This window comes from Chitinimonas lacunae (assembly GCF_042650885.1).
In the GTDB taxonomy this organism is placed as follows: Bacteria; Pseudomonadota; Gammaproteobacteria; order Burkholderiales; family Chitinimonadaceae; genus Chitinimonas_A; species Chitinimonas_A lacunae.
Window position 1 is genome coordinate 4161363 of record NZ_JBHSBU010000001.1, and the last position, 19836, is coordinate 4181198.

The 19836-nt window shown below is 63.3% G+C and carries 20 protein-coding genes; 10 read left to right on the top strand and 10 right to left on the bottom strand.

What is annotated here, in order from left to right:
* Nucleotides 1-111: 111 nt before the first annotated feature.
* Nucleotides 112-1263 (top strand): 2-methylaconitate cis-trans isomerase PrpF family protein, encoded by a 1152-nt coding sequence (locus tag ACFOW7_RS17895; RefSeq protein WP_378166898.1) that lies wholly within the window; start codon nucleotides 112-114, stop codon nucleotides 1261-1263.
* A gap of 514 nt (nucleotides 1264-1777) precedes the next feature.
* Nucleotides 1778-2065: a hypothetical protein gene (locus tag ACFOW7_RS17900; protein WP_378166900.1), complete on the top strand. Its 288-nt coding sequence runs from the start codon at nucleotides 1778-1780 to the stop codon at nucleotides 2063-2065.
* Nucleotides 2066-2087: 22 nt separating this feature from the next.
* On the opposite strand, the gene ACFOW7_RS17905 is transcribed toward ACFOW7_RS17900, so the two are convergent.
* Genes ACFOW7_RS17905 through ACFOW7_RS17915 form a run of 3 tightly spaced genes read right to left on the bottom strand, consistent with a single transcriptional unit; the run spans nucleotide 2088 to nucleotide 5084 of the window.
* On the bottom strand, nucleotides 2088-2693 hold the full coding sequence (locus ACFOW7_RS17905) for a hypothetical protein (RefSeq protein WP_378166902.1): 606 nt from the start codon (nucleotides 2691-2693) through the stop codon (nucleotides 2088-2090).
* The gene (locus tag ACFOW7_RS17910; RefSeq protein WP_378166904.1) at nucleotides 2690-4063 is read right to left on the bottom strand and encodes a peptidylprolyl isomerase; all 1374 of its coding nucleotides are present in this window, start codon (nucleotides 4061-4063) and stop codon (nucleotides 2690-2692) included. Before ACFOW7_RS17910 ends, ACFOW7_RS17905 begins: the two co-directional genes overlap by 4 nt.
* Nucleotides 4064-4073: 10 nt before the next feature.
* Nucleotides 4074-5084 (bottom strand): hypothetical protein, encoded by a 1011-nt coding sequence (locus tag ACFOW7_RS17915; protein ID WP_378166906.1) that lies wholly within the window; start codon nucleotides 5082-5084, stop codon nucleotides 4074-4076.
* Nucleotides 5085-5875: 791 nt separating this feature from the next.
* On the opposite strand from ACFOW7_RS17915, the gene ACFOW7_RS17920 reads away from it, so the two are divergent.
* Both ACFOW7_RS17920 and ACFOW7_RS17925 read left to right on the top strand, forming a co-directional pair.
* The gene (locus ACFOW7_RS17920) at nucleotides 5876-7264 is read left to right on the top strand and encodes a hypothetical protein (protein ID WP_378166908.1); all 1389 of its coding nucleotides are present in this window, start codon (nucleotides 5876-5878) and stop codon (nucleotides 7262-7264) included.
* 239 nt (nucleotides 7265-7503) lie between these two features.
* A complete protein-coding gene (locus tag ACFOW7_RS17925; protein ID WP_378166910.1) occupies nucleotides 7504-8247 on the top strand; it encodes a hypothetical protein in 744 nt (247 codons plus the stop codon).
* A gap of 377 nt (nucleotides 8248-8624) precedes the next feature.
* Here ACFOW7_RS17925 and ACFOW7_RS17930 read toward each other — a convergent pair whose 3' ends face one another.
* Genes ACFOW7_RS17930 through fur form a run of 4 tightly spaced genes read right to left on the bottom strand, consistent with a single transcriptional unit; the run spans nucleotide 8625 to nucleotide 11878 of the window.
* A complete protein-coding gene (locus tag ACFOW7_RS17930; RefSeq protein ID WP_378166912.1) occupies nucleotides 8625-9989 on the bottom strand; it encodes an ATP-binding protein in 1365 nt (454 codons plus the stop codon).
* Nucleotides 9986-10726, bottom strand: coding sequence for an arginyltransferase (locus ACFOW7_RS17935; protein WP_378166914.1), 741 nt, complete (start codon nucleotides 10724-10726; stop codon nucleotides 9986-9988). Before ACFOW7_RS17935 ends, ACFOW7_RS17930 begins: the two co-directional genes overlap by 4 nt.
* A complete protein-coding gene (gene aat / locus ACFOW7_RS17940; RefSeq protein WP_378166916.1) occupies nucleotides 10723-11439 on the bottom strand; it encodes a leucyl/phenylalanyl-tRNA--protein transferase in 717 nt (238 codons plus the stop codon). Before aat ends, ACFOW7_RS17935 begins: the two co-directional genes overlap by 4 nt.
* A 7-nt stretch (nucleotides 11440-11446) precedes the next feature.
* The gene (gene fur, locus ACFOW7_RS17945) at nucleotides 11447-11878 is read right to left on the bottom strand and encodes a ferric iron uptake transcriptional regulator (protein ID WP_378166918.1); all 432 of its coding nucleotides are present in this window, start codon (nucleotides 11876-11878) and stop codon (nucleotides 11447-11449) included.
* A 127-nt stretch (nucleotides 11879-12005) separates the two neighbouring features.
* Here fur and ACFOW7_RS17950 point away from each other — a divergent pair, with 127 nt between their 5' ends.
* From ACFOW7_RS17950 to ACFOW7_RS17960, 3 genes are all read left to right on the top strand, one after another.
* Entirely contained in the window at nucleotides 12006-12377 is a 372-nt protein-coding gene (locus tag ACFOW7_RS17950) for an outer membrane protein assembly factor BamE (RefSeq protein WP_378166920.1), read from the top strand.
* Nucleotides 12374-13186 (top strand): 4-hydroxy-tetrahydrodipicolinate reductase, encoded by an 813-nt coding sequence (gene dapB / locus ACFOW7_RS17955; protein ID WP_378166922.1) that lies wholly within the window; start codon nucleotides 12374-12376, stop codon nucleotides 13184-13186. The genes ACFOW7_RS17950 and dapB overlap by 4 nt, the downstream gene beginning before the upstream one ends.
* 260 nt (nucleotides 13187-13446) lie before the next feature.
* Nucleotides 13447-13701, top strand: a complete 255-nt coding sequence (locus ACFOW7_RS17960; protein ID WP_378166924.1) for a YciI family protein — start codon at nucleotides 13447-13449, stop codon at nucleotides 13699-13701.
* 83 nt (nucleotides 13702-13784) lie between these two features.
* Here the strand turns inward: ACFOW7_RS17960 and ACFOW7_RS17965 are convergent, their stop codons facing one another.
* The 3 genes from ACFOW7_RS17965 to ACFOW7_RS17975 all read right to left on the bottom strand — a co-directional run bounded on the left by ACFOW7_RS17965 (nucleotide 13785) and on the right by ACFOW7_RS17975 (nucleotide 16543).
* A complete protein-coding gene (locus ACFOW7_RS17965; RefSeq protein WP_378166926.1) occupies nucleotides 13785-14732 on the bottom strand; it encodes a DMT family transporter in 948 nt (315 codons plus the stop codon).
* Nucleotides 14733-14832: 100 nt separating this feature from the next.
* Nucleotides 14833-15597, bottom strand: a complete 765-nt coding sequence (locus ACFOW7_RS17970; RefSeq protein WP_378166928.1) for an arylamine N-acetyltransferase family protein — start codon at nucleotides 15595-15597, stop codon at nucleotides 14833-14835.
* 10 nt (nucleotides 15598-15607) lie between these two features.
* A complete protein-coding gene (locus ACFOW7_RS17975; RefSeq protein ID WP_378166930.1) occupies nucleotides 15608-16543 on the bottom strand; it encodes a LysR substrate-binding domain-containing protein in 936 nt (311 codons plus the stop codon).
* Between the two features lie 323 nt (nucleotides 16544-16866).
* Between ACFOW7_RS17975 and ACFOW7_RS17980 the strand changes: the two genes are divergently transcribed.
* The 3 genes from ACFOW7_RS17980 to ACFOW7_RS17990 are packed head-to-tail and all read left to right on the top strand — an operon-like array spanning nucleotide 16867 to nucleotide 19836.
* Nucleotides 16867-17442 (top strand): thermostable hemolysin, encoded by a 576-nt coding sequence (locus ACFOW7_RS17980; RefSeq protein ID WP_378166932.1) that lies wholly within the window; start codon nucleotides 16867-16869, stop codon nucleotides 17440-17442.
* Nucleotides 17439-18995: an AMP-binding protein gene (locus tag ACFOW7_RS17985; RefSeq protein ID WP_378166934.1), complete on the top strand. Its 1557-nt coding sequence runs from the start codon at nucleotides 17439-17441 to the stop codon at nucleotides 18993-18995. The genes ACFOW7_RS17980 and ACFOW7_RS17985 overlap by 4 nt, the downstream gene beginning before the upstream one ends.
* Nucleotides 18967-19836: a TauD/TfdA family dioxygenase gene (locus ACFOW7_RS17990; protein WP_378166936.1), complete on the top strand. Its 870-nt coding sequence runs from the start codon at nucleotides 18967-18969 to the stop codon at nucleotides 19834-19836. Before ACFOW7_RS17985 ends, ACFOW7_RS17990 begins: the two co-directional genes overlap by 29 nt.

Genomic DNA, 19836 nt, shown 5'->3' on the forward strand with positions numbered 1-19836 from the left:
TATGACAACGGGAAACGGTTCGTCAGCCCGGCCTGCGAGCTTTGGGCTAGAATGCACCACTTTCGTGCCTCCTGCGGCGGCCGCTGGCCGTCGCCTCAAGGATTTCCTGTAATGCCATTGTTCCGAATTCCCGCCGTGTCGATGCGTGGCGGCACCAGCAAAGGGGTGTTTTTCCGTGGCGACGATCTGCCGCAGGATCCAGCCCTGGTCAACCGCCTGCTGGCCCGCGTCGTCGGCAGCCCCGATCCCTATGGCCGCCAGATCGATGGTCTGGGGACTGGCGTCTCGAGCACCAGCAAGGTGGTCATCGTTTCGCGCTCCGAGCAGCCCGATTGTGATGTCGATTACCTGTTTGGTCATGTCGATATCGCCAGCGGCACCATCGACTGGTCGGGCAACTGCGGCAATCTCTCGGCTGCGGTCGCGCCGTTTGCCGTGCTGTCGGGTCTGGTGCCCGCGCCTGAGGACGGCCCGCTGACACTGCGAATCTGGCAAGCCAATACCGAGAAGGCCATCGTAGCCCAGCTAGAGATCGAAGATGGCCTGCCGCGCCAGGATGGTGATTTCCGGCTCGATGGCGTGCCGTTCTCGGGTAGTCCGGTGCAACTGGATTTCCTCGATCCGGCAGGTGGGGTGGCCGGTAAACTGTTTCCCACGGGTCAGCCTGTCGACCGGCTCGAAGTGCCTGGTATCGGCGCACTCGAAGTCACCCTGATCGACGCGGGTAATCCGCTGGTGCTGGCCCGCGCCGCCGATCTGGGCCTCACTGGCCTGGAGACCCCCAACGAACTCAACCGCAACCCGACCTTGCTGGCCGGGCTCGAAGCGGTGCGCAGCTATGCCGCCGTGGCGATGGGACTGGCAGAAAGCCCGCTCGAAGCCAGCCTTGAGCGTCCCAGCGTGCCCAAGCTCGCCTGGGTCGCTCCGCCGCAGGACTACCGCGCCAGCGACGGCGAGATCGTCCCGGCCGCCGCGATCGACTGCGTGGCGCGTATCGTGTCGATGGGTAAGCTCCACCATGCCTTCACCGGTACCGGCACCATCGGCCTGGCCGCCGCCGCCGCCCTGCCGGGCACGATCGCCAGCGAAGTGCTGGGCGAGCCGATCACCGACCGGCCGCTGCGTTTCGGCCATCCGTCCGGGATCAACGATATCGAAGTCAGCATTCGGAAACGCGGCCGCCAGGTCAGCCTGCAAAGCGCCCGACTGGTGCGCAGCGCCCGGGTGCTGATGAATGGCGAGGTATGGGTGTCGCTTGATTGAAGCCGAAGCGGTGCTTCAGTGAGTAGAGTGGATTTTTAAAAAATCTGCATAATACTTGCAATTCAATGTGAGCGTTTTTCAAGGTTTATAAATTTTTCGGCAATTTCTGGACTTTATTCGGCTCCTGAGGCCGACGCTGAATAGGGCGCGATTTCTCCCTGCGGGTCGAGAATCGCGCCAAATTTTTGGCCAAATCGCGCCACAATCGCGCCATTCATCCGAAAAATCGCGCCATATTCAGGCTATCGGCTCTCGAAAATTGGTGTTGAGTCTCTATGTCCTCCCCTGAAGATCTGTTACATAGCCTTCGTCAGTTCCCCGCTGGTTTAAGCATCACCGAGCTACTGTCCATCCATCCCACCGTGGCGCGCAGAACGGCCCAGCGCTGGCTCAGCGGTTTGGTCGCGGAAGGACGAGCGAGCAAGGAGAGGGACGGGCGCGGCGCTATAGGGCTTTGGGGGTTCTTGAGGGAGCCAAGCCGCGCCAATGGGAAAGCTTCCCACGCTATATCCCCTTGTCTGCCGATAGCCGCGATATCCTGAGATATATCGATCAGCCGCTGTCGGCGCGCAAACCGGTGGGGTATCAACAGGAATTCCTGACGGCTTACCATCCCAACCAGACCTGGTATCTACCGGAACCGCTACGGCGCCAGCTTCACAAGATGGGCGACACCGGGCAGACCAGGTTGCCTGCCGGTACCTACGGCCGGACGATCTTTGATCGCTTGTTGATCGATTTATCGTGGGCACCGAGCCATCTGGAAGGCTTGCTGGACATTCAGCGCATGTTGTGGGGCTGATCCGACGGCCCAGTGTGCGCCACTAAGGTTGCTTTCCAGGCCGATTGGCCGGTTCGGCGCTGGCGTTTGCTGCTGACCTGGCCAGCTCCGGATATTTCCCCTGCAATTCCTCCCTGATTGCCGCGATCCGTCGCATCTTCTCCTCGGCCTGGGCGATTTCCCTGGGGTCGATGCCTTGTTGGCGGCCGCGCTCGATATCGCTTTGCAGCACGGGCAGGGCGCTGTCGGTGGCTTTGAGATAGGAAGCGGCCAGTCGCTGGTTCTGGCGGATTTCGTATTGCTGATAGGCCTTGGGGTCGGACAGCTCCCAAGGTGTCGGTGTCTCGCGCCAAGGCTGGCTGCGGACGACGCGCGGTGCCCGCTCGTCGCCGTCAAAGCCGGCAGCGGCGAGGCTGTCGCTGGCAGAGCGGCTCTGATCGATCGGCAACAGCGGGCTGTCGCGTACCGGGGCTTCGGCCGGCTCGGTTTGCGGAATCGCCCACTCGACCCCGTTGCTCTTGGCGTCCACGGTGGCGGGCTTGGGCGGGACGGCGCCGGACGCTGTCGGCGCCGGTGCCGTATGACTCCACCAGGCCAGCGCGGCGATGGTGGCACCCAGCGCCGAGCCGAGGACGAGCGGGCGCTTCATCGGCTTTTCTCCTGTTCCAGTTCCCGCCGGCCAAAGCCCAGCGTGGCGCGGTTGAGGGCAATATCGGCTTCACGGTACAGCTTTTCGCGCAGCCGCTTGAATTCGGCCAGTGCCTGCCGGCGGGCGATGGCCTGGCTTGCCTGATAGCGCACCGTCTCGCTGTCGAGCGGATGAAAACCCTCGACCTTCTCTTCGACCAGCACGATCTCCCAACGCGCCGCGCCGTCGGTCTGCGGCGTGCGTACTGGCCGCGACGGCTTGCCGGCCGGCAGGGCAAAGGCCAGCTGTTCGAGCCAGCCGTCGCTGCCGGTGGCGATCCAGCCCAGATTGCCGCCACGTTCGCGATCGGGGGCTTCCGACAGTGCTGCCGCCACTTTGGCAAACGGTTCGCCGGCCGCCAGCCTGGCGCTGGCAGTCTTGGCGCAGGCTTCGTCGGGACAGCGGATATGGCGGGCCCGCACCTTGTCGATGCGTTTGAACTCTTCGCGTTCGCGCTGGTAGTAGTCGCGGATTTCGGCGGGCGTCACCCGCTCGGCCAGCGCTTTGAGATAGGCGCTGTCGTAATGCATGTCGGCTTCGAGTCCCATCCATTGCAGCAGGGCGCCCCGGCGGCTGCGGTCGTCGATGGCCCGGCTAAGCTGGGTCAGATCGCTGTCGTCGAGGCCACCGTCGCGGCGTGCCCAGTCGAGTACGAAACGGTTGGCCAGGGTCTGCATCGCTTGCTGCATCGCATAAGCCGCATCGGCTTCAAACAGTTGGGCGCGGCCCTGCACATTCTGGCGCTGCCATACCTCGAACAGCGTCACGCGACCGTCGCCGCTGCCCGGCAGGCGATAGTCGAGCAGCGTGACCTGGCGTAGCGCCGCGAGCCGGTCGGGCGGAAGTTGGTAGTCAAGCGCCAGCGCGTCGCCGCGTCCCAGATGAGTCTTCAGCGCAGCCGCATCGAGCGGATGGCGACGGCGTACCAGTTGTTCCAGCCCGCCCAGCGCTTCGAGCCGACGGTTGAGCTGGCTTTCGAACGCACGGCGCAGGGTGGCGACCAGTTGATCTTCGGTCGCCACCTCGCGCCGGAAACCGACCCGGCTATTGGGAAACAGCTTGGCTTCGCCATATTGGGCCAGCGCATAGTCGCCCAGCAGCCGGTTATCGATGACCGAGGCGAGCACTCGGTCGAGCGCGATGTCGGCATCCTGGCGGGCAGCGACGCGGTGCAGCACCTGGAGCGCTTTGAGGCCGAAGGGATCGCCGTTGACCACGGCGGCGAGGCGGGCATCGTCGAGCGTGTCGCGCGTGGCGGCTGCCGTCCCGCAGGACAGCAGCACGGCCAGGCATAACGCCGATACCCGCCCGATACAAGTCGGGCGCAGCATCATGGTTTCCTTACAGCCGCTCGGCGGCGCGGTTGAGCAGATGGACCACCATGGCAATCGCGTGCGGTACCACCACCTTGGCCACACCAAGTCGGGTGGCATGGTCGGTCGAGGACAGCACGGCCCCGCCACGCGAATAGGAAATCGCCCCACCCTGGGTCAGCAGCGGACGAATATCGGTATCGGTCGGTTTGAGCGGGGTGTAGCTCTTGAGCGCGGCGGTGACGAGCGAGGACTCGTTGAGCTTTTCGCGGTCGTAATAGTCGTTGACCCAGCCTTCCCAGCCCGAATGGTTGAGGGCCGAGGTGGTCCAGGTATGGTGCGGTTGCAGCAGGTCGGTGGTGTGCATGACAAAGCCGAGCGATTGCAGCGTCGGCTTGGTCAGGAATTGCTGGAACCAGTACTGGCCGAGGTTATCGAGCGGCTGGAACGGCATCTTCTCGAAGTCGGCGTACATCTCGGGGCTTGAGTTGCCGCCAAGTCGATAGTTTTTCTCGGTCAGGCTGTAGGAGTTGTATTTGGAGCCATCGCCGAACCAGCCCTTCAATCCACCCGGGCCGTCGTCGAGGTAGTCACCGTAGAGCCAGCTTGCCGCCATATTGTCGATATCGCCCCAGACGGTCAGCTTGTTGTAGTTGTAGCCGCCGAAGTCGTTGCCGTGCTGGTCATGACCGGCACCATGGTTCTGGAAGTGCCAGTACGAGGTGTACTTGACGATGGCGGCACCCAGACCCCATACCGGCGCCATCTGGCAGTTGCCGGTGGTGGCGCCGCACAGATAGGTGTCTTCGAAATCGTCCACATCGTAGGCGCCCTGACCGAGCGCCTGGGCCAGCTGGTCGATGGTGAAGCCGGCCCGCTGGGCGCCGCTTTGCAGCTTCTTGAAATTGGTGGTGTCGGGGTTGGCCTTCATGTACTCGACGGCGTCGAGCACGATGCGGCGGTGGGTTTCCTGGGTGAAGGCGTGAGCGCTGGCGCCGAACAAAACGAGGCCCGCCGCACACAAAGTACGGATTTTCATTGTGTTTCTCCTCTGTGATCCGTCTAGGGACTGCGGATTCTGGTGTGCCGAGATGGCGTTTTCGTGACGCGCAGTATGAATAGAGCAAATACGTCAATCAAGCATTTGCTCTAGATTTGGCCGGTGCTGTGGCGCCGCTTACCCAGCCCTGGCAGGGCTGCAGGGTTTTATAAAAATTTCGGGAAACAATTGTGCAAGGTGGGATGCCTTATAAGAACAAAAATAAATATATAAGGCTGGCAACTGTCCAAATCCGCCCCAACTGCCTTCGTGTTCCCCCGTCCACCCCTCAACGCTCTCCACCCGCACAACGCGGCGCTTAAGCAACAGTCGTGGTTGCGTTTTGGCTGCGTCGATAGGCTGATCCTAAAAAATGGTGGAACTGCTGTTGACGGCTTGCAGCCTGATTTCCAGGCGGTCCGCTCTGACGCGGGGCGTTCTGTCAGGCCCGCTGGCAGACTCGTCTGGGTCTGTCACTTGCCTAGATAGGACAGGCCATGTCTTGGTCTGCCACAGACGGTCTTGGCCGTTCTGCTGCGCTTGTGCCGTTGGAAATGTAGTGAAACTACTGTGGCTGATAGCGGTGGAGAGGTCTGACGAAAGGCCGGAGATAGCAATAATCCTGATCTTGCTCACTATGTTGAACCAAGCATCTGTTGGATTAATACAGCTAATGGTCTGAAGCAGGCACGACTTGTCCGGGCGGACTGTAAATAATGGCCGCAGACGCTGGCCGCCTCGCATGGCAAGCTGGCTGCCATCTTTATGGCGATAAGCAGGAGCGGGAATCGATGCGTTATCTGATGGCTTTGTGTCTGGCCGGCCTGACTCAGGCGGCGCCGCCGACGATAGGCGGTTGTCCGGTATTGCCGGCCGATCATGTCTTCAATAGCCGAATCGATGACCTGCCGGTTCATCCGCGTTCGGCTGATTTTCTGACCCGCATCAACAGTGGCACCCGCCGCCTCCATCTCGACCTCGGCCGCAGCGAGGATATGCAGAGCAGCGAATACTGGGGCATTCCTTACAACGTGGTGTCGGGCGACAGCATCACCTGGCAGCGGGTCCATTACGACCAGGGCTGGCCTGGCGAGAGCGATTGTGCCGATGCCTCGCGCCAGGCGTTCTCGCCGTGTTCGGTGTCGGCGCCGGTGCTGCCGATTCCGCCGTCGCCCAAGGTGGAAGGTGGTATCGAGACCGATCCGAGCCGCGAGGGCGACCACCATATCCTGATGGTCGATCGCGACCGCTGCGTCTTATGGGAGAGCTACCACAGCTACCCGCGCCCTGGTGGCGGCTGGGATGTGCTGTCCACGGCCCGTTTCGATCTGCACAGCAACCGGCTGCGCCCGGCCGGCTGGACCTCGGCCGATGCGGCCGGTTTTCCGATCCTGCCGCTATTGCTGCGGGCCGATGAGGCCAGTCTTGGGGAAATCCGCCATGCGCTGCGTTTCACCATCCAGTCTTCCAAGATCCGCAACAGCTATGTCTGGCCGGCACGCCATCTGACCCGCAATGGCGACCTGAGCGAGACGCGGCCGCCGATGGGGCAGTTGTTCCGGCTCAAGGCCGACTATCCGATTCCGGCCAATTACACGGTGCAGGCCCGCGCCATTCTGACGGCACTCAAGCGCTACGGCATGTATCTGGCTGATGGCGGGTCGGATATGTATATCCAGGGCGAACCCAGCGCACGCTGGGAAGCGGCCACGATTTCCCAGGTCCAGTCGGTGCCGCATACGGCGTTTGAAGCGGTCGATCTGAGCTCGGTTGCCAGCCGACCGGGCTTTGACCCCGATTCGGCCGCGCTGCCACCGCCGGCTCAACACGAGCTGCTGGCCCGGGTGGTCAGCGCAGGCTCGGCCACACGGCTCGATCTCGGTCTGGTGCTCGACGCCGCCAGCCGCGATCAGGGCCGCAGTGGCCGTCTGTATATCGCCGCGCTGCTGCCGCGCAATGGCACCTTGCTCGCGCTGACCGCCAGCCAGGGCTGGCAACTGGTGCAGGGACTGGCCTTGCCGGCCTATGCCGACGTGACGCTGGGCCGGCATCAGGTGGAATTGATCCGAGGCGCCGATCTGAGCGCCTTCGGGCCGGTACAGGTCTATGCCGGTTACGGCGACTCGGCCGAGGAGATGCTCGCCCAGGGGCGTTACCGGCTGGTCTATGCCAGCGAATAAGGCATCTTCGGAAAGACTACAGGCTTCACTAAAGGATTCAGGCTTAAAGGAAATAATCAAGACAATGCCGTGCTAGGTACGGCGCAGCATAGATAAATTTTGGAAAGATATTGACGAACCGGCCTCACAAGGGCCGGTACGCCGGCCCGGGTCCGATGCTGCAATAGGGCGGCAGAAGCAGGGACGGCGTGCCATGTTGTAACGACGGGAAAGTCCAATATATCCAGGAGGTATCACACATGAAGCTACGCCCCTACGCCGGCTTGGCCGGCACCGCCCTGCTGCTGGCCGCCCTGAGCGCCCCAGCCATTGCGGCAGATCCGCCGCCTATCATGCGCGACGAGATTCGGCTCGACTCCCCCGAGGGTTTCAACTTCGGTCGGGTCGGAGTGGGCCAGGAATCGCGGCGCAGCGTACTGGTCACCTACGATCCGTTCGACAAGTCCGCTGCCAAAGTCACCCTCAATACGCCCGAGATTTCGGATGATGTGGTGGTCTGTACCGCGCTCAACTGTCCACAGCCCAACAGCAAGAGTTTCAAGGTGGTTGAGGATGGCTGTACCGGCAAGCAGCTTGGCACCGGTGAGTCATGCAAACTGACCCTGGCCTTTGCTCCGGTCGCACCGACCACCGCTACCGGCAACGATGTGACCTACACCGCCCGCTTGCGCGTCAGCGGCAGCCGGCCGTATCTCAACGATGTCAGCCACGTCGAAGCGCGTGCCGTGCTTACCGGGACCGTGGCCGGCAGTACCAATCCCGGCCATGACCATACCAATACCGACAAGGCTTACGACTATATCGAGAAGCTGATGCCGGGCATGTTCAAGCCGATTGCCACCGGTTCGTTCTATAGCCGCTGCTATGCCCGCAGCCTCTGTCTGGCCGAACAAAACGGCATGATCTACCTCTACCAAGGCGAGAGCATGACCCCGGTCATCAAGGTCGAGGATGTGCTGAAGCTGATCGGCTCGCAGCCGTAAGCTCGCTCACTCGCCTGTGACCGTCGCAGGCCGGCGGGGCCTTGGCTCCGCCGGCCTGTTGCACATGGCAAGGCCGCTCGACCTTGCTGTCCTCTCTGCCCACCCATCGACAGAATTGATGCCTCGACGGATTCTGTTTCAATATGGCGTCCAGCCATCGAGACTCACTCCCGAGTCAGAACCAAGGCCAAGCAACCATCACAGTGCTCATGCCTATTTTTCATGCGGGAAACAGCCACAATGTGTTGCATTGCTTTGGCGCCAGCGTGCTCTACGTTTTGGCAGATATTGACGCTGCTTTAAACGAGAAAATGACTTGGCTCCGTGCTTTGCGATGCGGGGAGAGGGAGGCAGGACAACAGGATGAGGCGAACCGTTTAGTGGGGGGAGGGAAGTTCGGGAGAGGCTGGCATTGCGGTGCTCTCCAGCGGCAGCCATAGCGTTGCAGCGAGCCCGCCTGTTGCCGGACGACTGAGTTGCAGATTGCCGCCATGCGAGCGGGCGATGCGCTCGACGATGGCCAGGCCCAGACCGGCTCCGCCATCGGCGCGGCGGGCGCTGTCGAGTCGGGTGAAAGGGCTGAGTGCCTCGGCCAGATGTTGGTCGGCGATGCCCAGGCCGTGGTCGCGGATTTCGATGGCAAGCTGGGTGCCTCGCTGCTCGGCCGTGAGCACAATGGGCGGGCGGCCATAGCGGCGCGCGTTGTCGATCAGATTGCTCAGTGCCCGGGTCAGCGCGAGCGGCCGGGCCAGCAGCGTCGGCAGGCCGGCGGCAAGTTGCAGTTGCAGCGTGCAGCCATCGCGCTGGTAGCGCTGTTCCAGCGCATGGGCGATGTCCTCGACCCGGCAGGGGCGGGCTTCCTCGCCGGCGTCGCCCCGGGCGAAGGCGATGAATTGGCTGAGGATGCGTTCGATATCCTCGACGTCTTCGATCATGCCGTCGCGCAGACTGTCGTCGCGCATCATTTCCACCCCGAGCCGCAGTCGTGCCAGGGGCGTGCGCAGATCGTGCGAGATGCCGGCCAGCATCACGCTGCGCTCGCGCTCGTTGGCGTCGAGATCGGCCAGCATCCGGTTGAAGCTGGCCGACAGCTCACGGACTTCGAGCGGGCCGGTTTCCGGCAACGGTGTCGGCCGCTCGCCCCGGCCCAGCCGGGCGGCGGCGAGCCGCAGTTCCCGCAGCGGCCGGTTGATGCGGCGGGCGAACAGGGCAGCGCCGCCCAGGGCCAGCGCGGCAAAGACCAGGGCGATGGCGGCAAGCGGCCAGGTCGGGTCGCTGCGCAGCCGTCCCATCGGGATCACCAACCAGTAAGGCTGGCCCAGCATATCGACCCGGGCCCACAGCTGGAGCTTGTCGCCGCGCCGCTCGCGCACTTCCCCCACATCAGCGTGACGGTGCAGTGCCGCAGCGATCAGCCGGCCCATATTGCCGCGCGGCTGGCTGCCGGCCGGTGGGGCGAACGGACTGTCGAGCGGGACCAGATGCGGCGCATAAGGCTGACGGTTGAGGGCAAGCCAGGACTGCTGCGCTTCGGGGCCCATGCCATCGAGCGCACTTTCGATATCGGCCAGGGCCTGGCCGGCATGTTCGGCGATCTGGTCGGCCACCAGCCGCTGGCGGTGGTAGCCGAACAAGGTGACGGTAAAGGCGACGCTGAGCAGCATCGCCAGCGCGGTCAGACCGGCGAGCCGCCAGAAGATGGTGCCAGGCAGCAGCCGCAGCCGCGCCGCCCAGCGTTTCACGAAGCGGTATCCGTAGCGCCAAGCTCGCGCCAGCGGCCGTCGATCAGCCCTTCGATCGGGCGGAAGAAGGTCTTGTACGACATCTTGCGGCATTCGGCGATCCAGTAGCCGAGATAGACGTAGGGCAGCTCCAGCCGGCGTGCCAGCTCGATCTGCCACAGGATGTTGTAGGTGCCGTAGCTGGCCCGCTCGTCGTCGGGCTCGAAGAAGGTATAGACCGAGGACAGGCCATCGCCGAGCCGGTCGATCAGGCTCACCATCTTGAGTTGGCCATCGAGACGGAATTCGGCCAGAAAGCTGTCCACATTGCTTTTGAGGATGAAGTTTTCGTACTGCTCGCGGTTGTCCTCGTCCATGCCACCGCCGCTATGACGCGACTCCTGATAGCGGCGGTAGAGCAGGTAATGCTCGTCGGCATAATCGAGCGGCAGCAGACGCACCACCAATCCACCATGGGCGCGACTGACCCGCCGCTGGGTGCGATTGGGGCTGAACGACGTGACCGGCAGCCGGACCGGCACGCAGGCGCGGCAGTGATCGCACCAGGGCCGGTAGGTGAACAGCCCGCTGCGGCGAAAGCCGTTGCGCACCAGTTGGGTGTAGACCTGACTGTCGATCAGCTCGGCCGGAATCGCCACCTGTGAGCGCGCCTGGCGGCCGTCGAGATAGCTGCACGGATAGGGTGCGGTGGCATAGAACTGGAGACGGATCACGCGGTGGTCGGTCGGATGGCTCATGATGGGATCGCGAGAGTGGCGGCAGCGCCGTGGTAGCGCCAGGGGCCCGGCTCGCCGGGCTGTTCGACCAGTTGTGTCAGGGTATGCAGGAAATCCGACCGCGCGATCTCGCGGCCGCCGAAACGGGTCAGATGCTCGGTGCGCATCTGGCAGTCGATCAGGCCAAAACCGTGGGCGTCGAGCCAGCGCACCAGATGGACAAAGGCGATCTTCGAGGCATCGGGTCGATGGGCAAACATCGATTCGCCATAGAACATCCGGCCGATGGCGATGCCGTAGACACCACCGGCCAGTTCGCCGTCGATCCAGCATTCGGCGCTGTGGGCATAACCTTGCTGATGCAGCTGCTCATAGGCAGCGATGATTTCCGGGCCGATCCAGGTGCCGTTCTGACCTGGCCGCGGGGTATTGGCGCAGGCGCGGATGACCCCACCGAAGGCGCTGTCGAAGCGGACCTCATAAGACTTGTGACGCAGGGTCTTGACCAGCGAACGGGCCACCTTGAGTTCGCTGGGGTAGAGCACCATGCGCGGGTTGGGACTCCACCACAGGATGGGTTCCCCGCGCGAATACCAGGGGAAGATGCCCTGGCGATAGGCAAGCAGCAAGCGCTCGGCTGAAAGGTCGCCGCCCACGGCCAGCAGGCCGTTGGGGTCGGCCAGGGCCTTTTCCACCGGCGGAAAGACCAGATCGCGGGTCAGCCAGGACAGCATGGCCACGTTATCTCGAACCGATGCGCGATTGCTGGCAGTCGTGACATAAGCCGTACAGATACATGGCGTGGTCCTGAATCTGGAACTGATGCTTTTTGGCGATCGCGTCCTGGCGCAGTTCAATTTCCGGGTCGAAGAATTCTTCGACCTTGCCGCATTTGACGCAGACCAGATGGTCATGATGACCACCCTGATTCAACTCGAATACCGCCTTGCCCGATTCGAAATGGTGCCGCACCAGCAGGCCCGCCTGTTCGAACTGGGTCAATACCCGGTAGACCGTCGCCAGCCCGATATCGGTATGTTCCTCGACCAGGATGCGGTAGACCTCTTCGGCGGTCAGGTGGCGTTGTTCGCTGGTCTCGAACAGATTGAGGATTTTGAGACGAGGGCCGGTGGCCTTGAGTCCCATTTCCTTAAGGTCGCTGGCTTTGCTCATTTTGGCTGTTCTCGCGAAGGATTCCGATTTGCGGCTATGATACGACCTTTCCCCGACCGGCGAAAAACCCGCGAACCCGGCCGCGTTTGGGCGGTCACAGCGGACGCCTACCACCCGACGATTTGCGATGCGGATACTCAAGCCTGCCCTGCTTCTCTGCGCCCTGCCGCTGCTTGGCGCCTGTAGCTATCTCACCCCCTACAAGCTCGACGTGCCGCAGGGCACGCCAATTACCGCCGACCAGGTGGCAAAACTCAAGGTCGGCATGACCCGGGCCCAGGTACGTTTTGTCCTGGGCTCACCGTTGCTGGCCGATACCTTCCACCGTAACCGCTGGGACTATATCTACTATGACAGTCGCGCGGGCGAAGTGAAGGATATCAAGCGCTACCATGTGCTGTTTGAAGAAGACCGCCTGATTTCCATGGGCGGCGACACCCTGCCCGAGCGGGCGCAGGTGTCGCGTCCCGATCCGCGTGCCGGCAAGGAGTCGCCATGAACCCCCAAGCGCTGCGCATTGCCATCGCCGGTAGCGGCGGTCGGATGGGCCAGGTACTGGTCGAGACGGTACTGGGCCTGCCCGACTGTCGCCTGACCGTGGCGCTCGACCGTCCGGGCAGCCCCAGCCTTGGTGCCGACCCGGGCCGGCCGTTCGGTCGCGAGACCGGTGTTGCCGTGCGGGCCGACTTCGCCGAGGCGCTCAAAGACGCCGATGTGCTGATCGATTTCACCCGGCCCGAAGGCACCCTGGCGCATCTGCAAGTCTGCCGGGAGCTGGGCGTTGCCATGGTGGTCGGCACCACCGGCTTCGATCCGACCGGCCGTGCCGCGCTCAAGGCTGCCGCTGCCGATATCGGCATCGTGTTTGCCGCCAATATGAGCGTCGGCGTCAACCTGACTTTCAAGTTGCTCGATATCGCCGCCAAGGTGCTGAGCCAAGGCTACGATATCGAGATCGTCGAAGCCCATCACCGCCATAAGGTCGATGCCCCGTCGGGTACGGCGCTGCGGATGGGTGAAGTGATCGCCGAAGCACTCGGCCGCGACCTCGCCAGTTGCGCCGTTTACGGTCGCGAAGGCGTCACGGGCGAGCGCGATCCGGCGACCATCGGCTTTGCCACCGTGCGCGGTGGCGATGTGGTGGGCGACCATACCGTGATGTTCCTGGGCGATGGCGAACGGGTCGAGATCAGCCATAAGGCTTCCTCGCGCGCCACCTTTGCCCGGGGCGCACTGCGGGCCGCCCGCTGGCTCGCCGGTCGCCCGGCCGGTCTGTACGATATGCAGGACGTGCTGGGTCTGCGCTAAGCACCCCCGACCCCGCTGCGGCGGGGTCGATGCTTTTTGGCGGCCAAAAATCTTTCCGGCTCTCCCGGCACCGCCCATGGCTGGTGCCCTTCGCGCCAATTGGGCGTCAGTGTGTCCGGCCCTCAAAGTGCAGGCATACAGCCCTCCATCAGGCTGGGCGGCGATGCTGATTTAGATGGAAATGCGCTGTCCACCCTGGCCGCCAGCCACCTCGCGTCCCGCCAGTCCTTCCCAACCCGTCTTCTTACGGAGAAGCCGCCATGCCGCGTTACCTGGTCATGACCTTGCGCACGCCGCAGTTCCAGACATCGGTGATCGAGCCGCACTACGTGTTTCTCGAGCATCTGCGCCAGCAAGGTCAGCTTGAGATGGCCGGGCCATTCAGCGACAGATCGGGCGGCGCCTATCTGCTGCGTGCCGACAGCCTGGTGCAGGCGCGCGACCTGGCGTTCAGCGATCCGCTTCATACCAGCGGTGCTTCGCTGGTGACGGTGTATGAGTGGAATGCCACATAGCAAGACGAGTGGAAGGTATTTATTGATTTTTTAATAAACTGATGAAAACAACTAACAGTCTTGCAAATACTTTGCAGATTATTTTATTTTCTGACTGTGACCGGCTGCCCCAGTCCTTTTGCCTGCGCCTGGATCGAATAGGGTTTGCAGCGCGGTGTTCGGGTACTCAAGCCGACCAGGCCGACCATACCGGCGACGATCAATAAGCCGCCCAGCAGTTCGAGCGTGCTGGGCGATTGCAGGGTCCAGTGCGCCATCGCCACCAGCAGGGTGCTCAGATAGCTGTAGGACAGCACGGTCGCCGGCGGAATGGTGCCGATGGCGAAATGGAGCAGGGCAAAGGTCACCAGGGTGGCGAACAGGGCCAGGTAGAGAATCCAGCACCAATCGAGCAGCCGCAGCCGCAGCAGGTCGCCGGCGCGGCCTTTGCTGAAGCAGAACAGGAACAGCAGGGCGGCGCCGGCGAGCATGTTCCACGCCGCCACCTCGGCCGGTTGCCGACCTTGCAGAGCGCCCTCGGCCAGCCGTTTGCTGAGCGGCGAATACAGCGCCATCGCCACACAACCCAGCAGGAAGACGCCGTGCGGGTAATCGAACAGTGCAGCGCCTGCCGTACCGCCCTGGCTGATGATCAGCATGGCGCCGAAGGCCGCGGGCAGCATGGCGATGAACCGCAGCAGACTCGACGGTGCGGGCAGCAGCAGCCTTTCCGCCCCCAGGGTAAACAGCGGCACCAGTGCGTAGAGCAGCGCGGTGTCGGTCGCGCTGGTGTATTTGAGCGCTTCGAACAGACAAGCGAAATAGATCGCCAACAGGCTGCCCAGCAGCAGATGGGCACCGGCTGCACGCGGACTGGGCAGGCCGCGCCGCAGCAGGAAGGGCAGGAACAACAGCGCAGACAGCAGCAGACGCAGCGCGGTGAGCACCACCGCATCGAGCGAGCGATCGACCTGGGCGGCGGCCGGGAAGGAGACGGCGATCAGCACGGCCCACAGCAGCATCGCCAGGTGGGCCGGAAAGAGGGGGTTCATGGGGCGGACCGATCAGTATGAAAAGTCGATGCCACAGTCTAGGGACCGGTCCTTGGACCCATGTCGCAAGTTGTCGATGGATGACGCTAAATTTTAAACCTCAGCCTGCCGCCGTCGCGCGCCGGGCGATTTCATGCAGACGGGCCACTTCGGCCTCGCTCAGCTCGATGGCAAAGCGCTCGCGCAGCAGCTGGCCGAGTCGGGCCGGACTGTCGATCCGCTCGATCAGGCGGCCGTCCATCAGACGGTTGTTGAACAGCACCAGCCGGCGGCCGTCGCGGTAATGGGTCAGCACCAGATTGGCACTGAACAGCGAAGTCGGCGCGCTGGCGCTGTAGTGGTTGGCCACCGCGACATCGGCAGGCCAGATTTCGGTGGCGTCGAAGCGGTAGAGCGACTGCCACTGGCCGCCTTCTTGCAGGGTCAGCAGCCAGTCTTGCGGCCCTTCCTGGCGGAGCTGGAACGCCAGCGTCTCCTGCTGCTGGACCGTATCGGCCACCAGCGCCAACGGCGCGATCGGGCCGGTGCCGAAACCGGCATCGCACAGCCATTCCCCCTCCTCGGTACGAAGCCGCAGGGCGGTATGGGTACGCGGCGGCTGCGGCTCAGGGTTGCGGTACAGCACCCGTGCCTGCACCAGCCGGGGCATAAGGCCGCGCTCGCGCAGCCGATGGGCCAGATGGAGGTTCAGCTCATGGCAGTAGCCGCCGCCATAGCGCTGCAGATTGGCGGCGATGGCGTCGGCATCGAGCGCCGGCGTGCCATTGAGCAGGTTGTTGAGATTGTTGAAGCTGTAGCGGCGACGCAGCGCCTGGTGTTCCTCGAACAGCAGGGCGGCGTCGGCAGAGCGGACCGGCGTGACCATGAGGCCCCCGCTAGATCAGCTTGGCATCGCGACAGGCCACCATCACCTGCTCGCGCAGCCAGCTATTGGCGATATCGTCGGCGACCTGACGGTGCCAGATCATATCGAGGGTGAAAGTGGGGAAACCGTTGGGCGGCTGCTGCGCCCGGGTGCGGGCGGCCGGGCCGAAGACATCGTAGATTCGGCGTGGCAGGGTCAGTAACAGCTCGGTGCCCGGGATCAATTGCAGCGCTGCAAAATAGCTGTTGGCCCGGGCGGCGATCACCCGGCTGCGGCCGTGCTTGTGCAGCCAGCCATCGACCATATTGCTGTCCGAGACCCAGGGGGTCGGATAGACATGCATGGCCTGGGCAAAGGCATCGATATCAATAGGCCCCGCTTCGACGGGCGGGCGCTCGTCGCGTACCACCACCAATTCATCGTGGAACAGCGGTTGCACGCTCAATCCGGGCCGGCGCCGGTAATAGCTCGGCCCGAAACACAGCGCCAGATCGATTTCACCGCGACTGATCTCATCGAACGGCACATCGCGTTCGAGTTTCCTGACCGTGATCGACGCCGCACTGCCGGCATCGAGCAAGGTCTTCATCAGGACCGGAAGAATCAGTACCTCGAAATATTCGGGAGCGCAGATGGTGAAACTGCGGCTGTCGCGCCGATGATCGAAGGTCTGTTCGCCCAGATAACACTTGTTGATATTGTCGATCATCGAATCGACATGACTACGGATATGCAGCGCCTTGGGCGTGGCCTGCATGCCGCCACGGCTGTTGATGAACAGCTCGTCGTTGAATCCTTCGCGCAGGCGTTTCAGACAGTAACTGACGGTGGATTGACTGACGCTGAGCCGATCGGCGACATCGGTGACGCTTTTGAGTTCGTAGATCAGTTTAAAAACCAGCAAATCCTGGATGTCGATTTTTCTTAATCTATTGCTGATCAGCATGCCGGTTTGCCATTTCTTCGCGTGATGAGCGTATCGGCCATTTTACCGTGAGGCGTCGGCGCGCGTCTTCCGTAGTGCGTCAAGCACCCCGATGTTGCCATCGGGGTGTCCTCCTCGACTTCCAGCTATTTCGGTTTTTACTTAAGTCTCCCGTTGTTTTTTGTACGGGTGTGACTGGAACAGAGGATAAGCGGAAATAGCCTGGGGTTGGCATGCGGAATTTAAATTATAGAATCTAAAATTTAAATTGCACGGCTGCAATGTTTTAAATGACATTATTCGATTATCTGCGGCGTAATCCAAGAGCAGAGAGGTTAATTTCAATGCAGATCAGTGTGATTCACGACGGCGAACTGTGGGATCGGGCCGTCACCCTGGTCAAGCAGAGATATCTGGATCGCCACGCCGCTGCCGTTGAACCGACGCCGCAATATTTTGTGGTGGTGCAAGACAAAGTCGGTCGTCTGCTTGCCTGCGCCGGTCTGACCTTTGCCGATACCGGCCCGCTGTTTTCCGAATGTTATCTCGACCTGCCGGTCGAGCAGGTGGCCCGTGCCCGGCTGGGAGTCGGCTATCGGCGCGAGCAGATCGTCGAAGTCGGCAACCTGGTGGCGTGCGACCCGATCGCCGCGCGGCTGGTGGTGCGGATGGTGCCGATCCTGGCCGGCAGCCTGGGCGCCCGCCTGTTGTTCTGTACCGTGACCGACCGGGTGCGCGGCCTGCTCAATGCGTGCCGGCTGCCCTTTGTTCCGGTCTGCGCCGCCGCGGCCGAGCGGGTCGGCGATCCGGCCCGCTGGGGCCGCTATTACGAGCGGGCGCCGCAGACCGGTTTTATCGATCTCGACGGCGTGGTCCCCGATCGCCGTGATTCCCCTCGTCGTGAAAGGCAGGCTGTATGAGTCTTACCCAACGTTTGTTCCAAGCCCTGGCCCACCAGCCCGAGCGCATCGTGGTGGTCGACCACCGCGACGATGGAACGACCGGAACCTGGCGTGCCGGCGATATCCGCCGCGCCGCCGTCGCCCTGGCCCGCCGATTGATGGCGCGGCGCGATCCGACCAGTCTGACCGTGGTGGGCATCGTGGCCGGCAATGGTGCTGCCACCTTGATTGCCGATCTGGCCTGCCTGCTGGCCGGGGTCGCCAGTCTGCCGCTGCCCCTGGCCTTCAGCCGCGCCCAGGCCGAGCATCTGGCCCAGCGCTGCCAACTGTTTCTGCTCGACGGCCGGGGCGCCTTGGTACTGGCCGAACGTTGGGGAATCGAGGTCGGGCAGGCAATCCGGCTCGACCATCCCGACTACGAAGGCGCCGATTTCCCGTTCGATGCCCCGCCGCCGCCCGAGCAGCGGGTGTGCAAGATCATCCATACCTCGGGCACCACCAGCCGCCCCAAAGGCGTGATGCTGTCCGAGCGCGGCATCGGGGCGGTGGTCGAGGCACTGGAGGCCCGGCTCAGCGCGCAGCTCCATACCCGCTATCTGTCGCTGGTGCCGTTCAGCCTGCTGCTGGAGCAGATCACGGGACTTTATCTGCCGCTGCTCAATGGCGGCACCCTGCACTGCCTGCCAGCGTCGGTGCCCTTGCTGGGCGAGTCCGGGGCCGAGCCCGATCGGCTGCTGCGCTGGCTGGTCCAGGTCGAACCGACCTTTGTGGCCGTGCCGCCCGTGATGATCACCCGATTGCAACACCATCTACAGCGCGGCGGCGAGCTGGCGATGGCGCTGTGGCGCTGGCTGCGCGGCGAATCGGCGCCTTATATCGCCTGCGGCGGTGCAGCGCTGGCGACCGATACGCTCGAATGGCTCGATCGCCATGGCATCTCGGTCTATCAGGGCTATGGCCTGAGCGAGAACGGTTCGGTGGTGAGCGTCAACGCGCCGGGCCGCAACCGGATCGGCAGTGTCGGCCAACCGCTTGACCACGCCCAGGTCAGGATCGGCGAGGGCGGAACGATCGAGGTATGGAGCGAATCGCTGTTTCTGGGCTATTCGGGCGAAGACCCGAGTGCTTGCGCCATGACGCCCGATGGTTGGCTCGATACAGGTGACCTGGGCGAGCTTGACCGCGATGGCTTTCTCTACGTCTATGGCCGCCGCAAGCATGTGATCTGTCTGGCCAATGGCCGCAATGTCTGCCCGGAGCGGGTTGAGCTGACGCTGCGCAGTTTTCCGGGCGTACACGACGCGGTGGTGTTCGACGACCCTGACCATGGCCTGGTTGCCCTGCTGGTCTACGAGCCCGCGCTCGATCGCGCTGCGCTGGCGGCCTGGTCGGCCGGGCAGTTCTCCGATATCGAACGGCCCAGCCGCTTCTGGCTGGTCGAAGCCGGGGCCGCCAGCCTGGCCGACTGCTACACCGTCACCGGCCGGCCGCGCCGGGCCGAGATTCGTACCGCCTACCGTCAACATATCGAGAACCGATCCCATGTCCACGACCTTATCGTCGCCGTCTGAGCTGCCCGTGATCACTTCGGTCGAGGGCTGGAGCCGCACCGATCTGCTCGGTGCCCTGGCCGAGCATGGCGTGCTGCTGCTGCGCGACTGCCTGCCTGACGCCGCTGCCTTCGCCGCCTTTGTGCGGCGCCATAGCTCGCGGCTCAGTCTCGACCCGGCCCGTAGCCTCGAAGGCGGGGTGGCGCAACTGGTGGATGCCGGCACCGCTGCCGTCGGTCTGCATTGCGAAAACGGCAATTCGCCGTTCTGGCCCGATCTGACCTGGTTCTTTTGCGAAATCCCGGCAAGCCAGGGTTCGCAGACCACGGTGTGCGACGGCGAACAGGTGCTGGCGCATCTGTCGGACGGCTGCCGCCGCTTTTTCGAGGAACAGCCGATCCGCTACGCCCGCCGCGTCCCGGCCGACAAATGGAAGCGGCTGGTCTGCCATTACCAGCCCGATCTGAGCGATCTGAGCCGGGTCCGTTTCGAACATCTGCAAGCCCTGGTCAATGACGATCCGCATACCGCGCTGAGTTTTGATCCGACCGATGAATCGATCGGCTATGCCTTTACCGTGTCAGCGATCCAGGTATCGAAGATCAGCCGCCGGCCGGCTTTCGCCAACAGCATGCTCGGGCCGTCCTACAACTACGAGGCGCCGCGCATCACCCGGGCCGATGGCAGCCCGATCCCGGCCGAGTTGCTGGCAGAGTTCGAGCGGATCAGCGCTGCCCTCACACACGAGATTCCCTGGCAGGCGCGCGATATGGTGATGCTGGACAATCGCCGCGTGATGCATGGCCGTCGTGCCATCCTCGATACCCGCCGTCGTATCTACAACGCCCTGAGCTATCTCTAG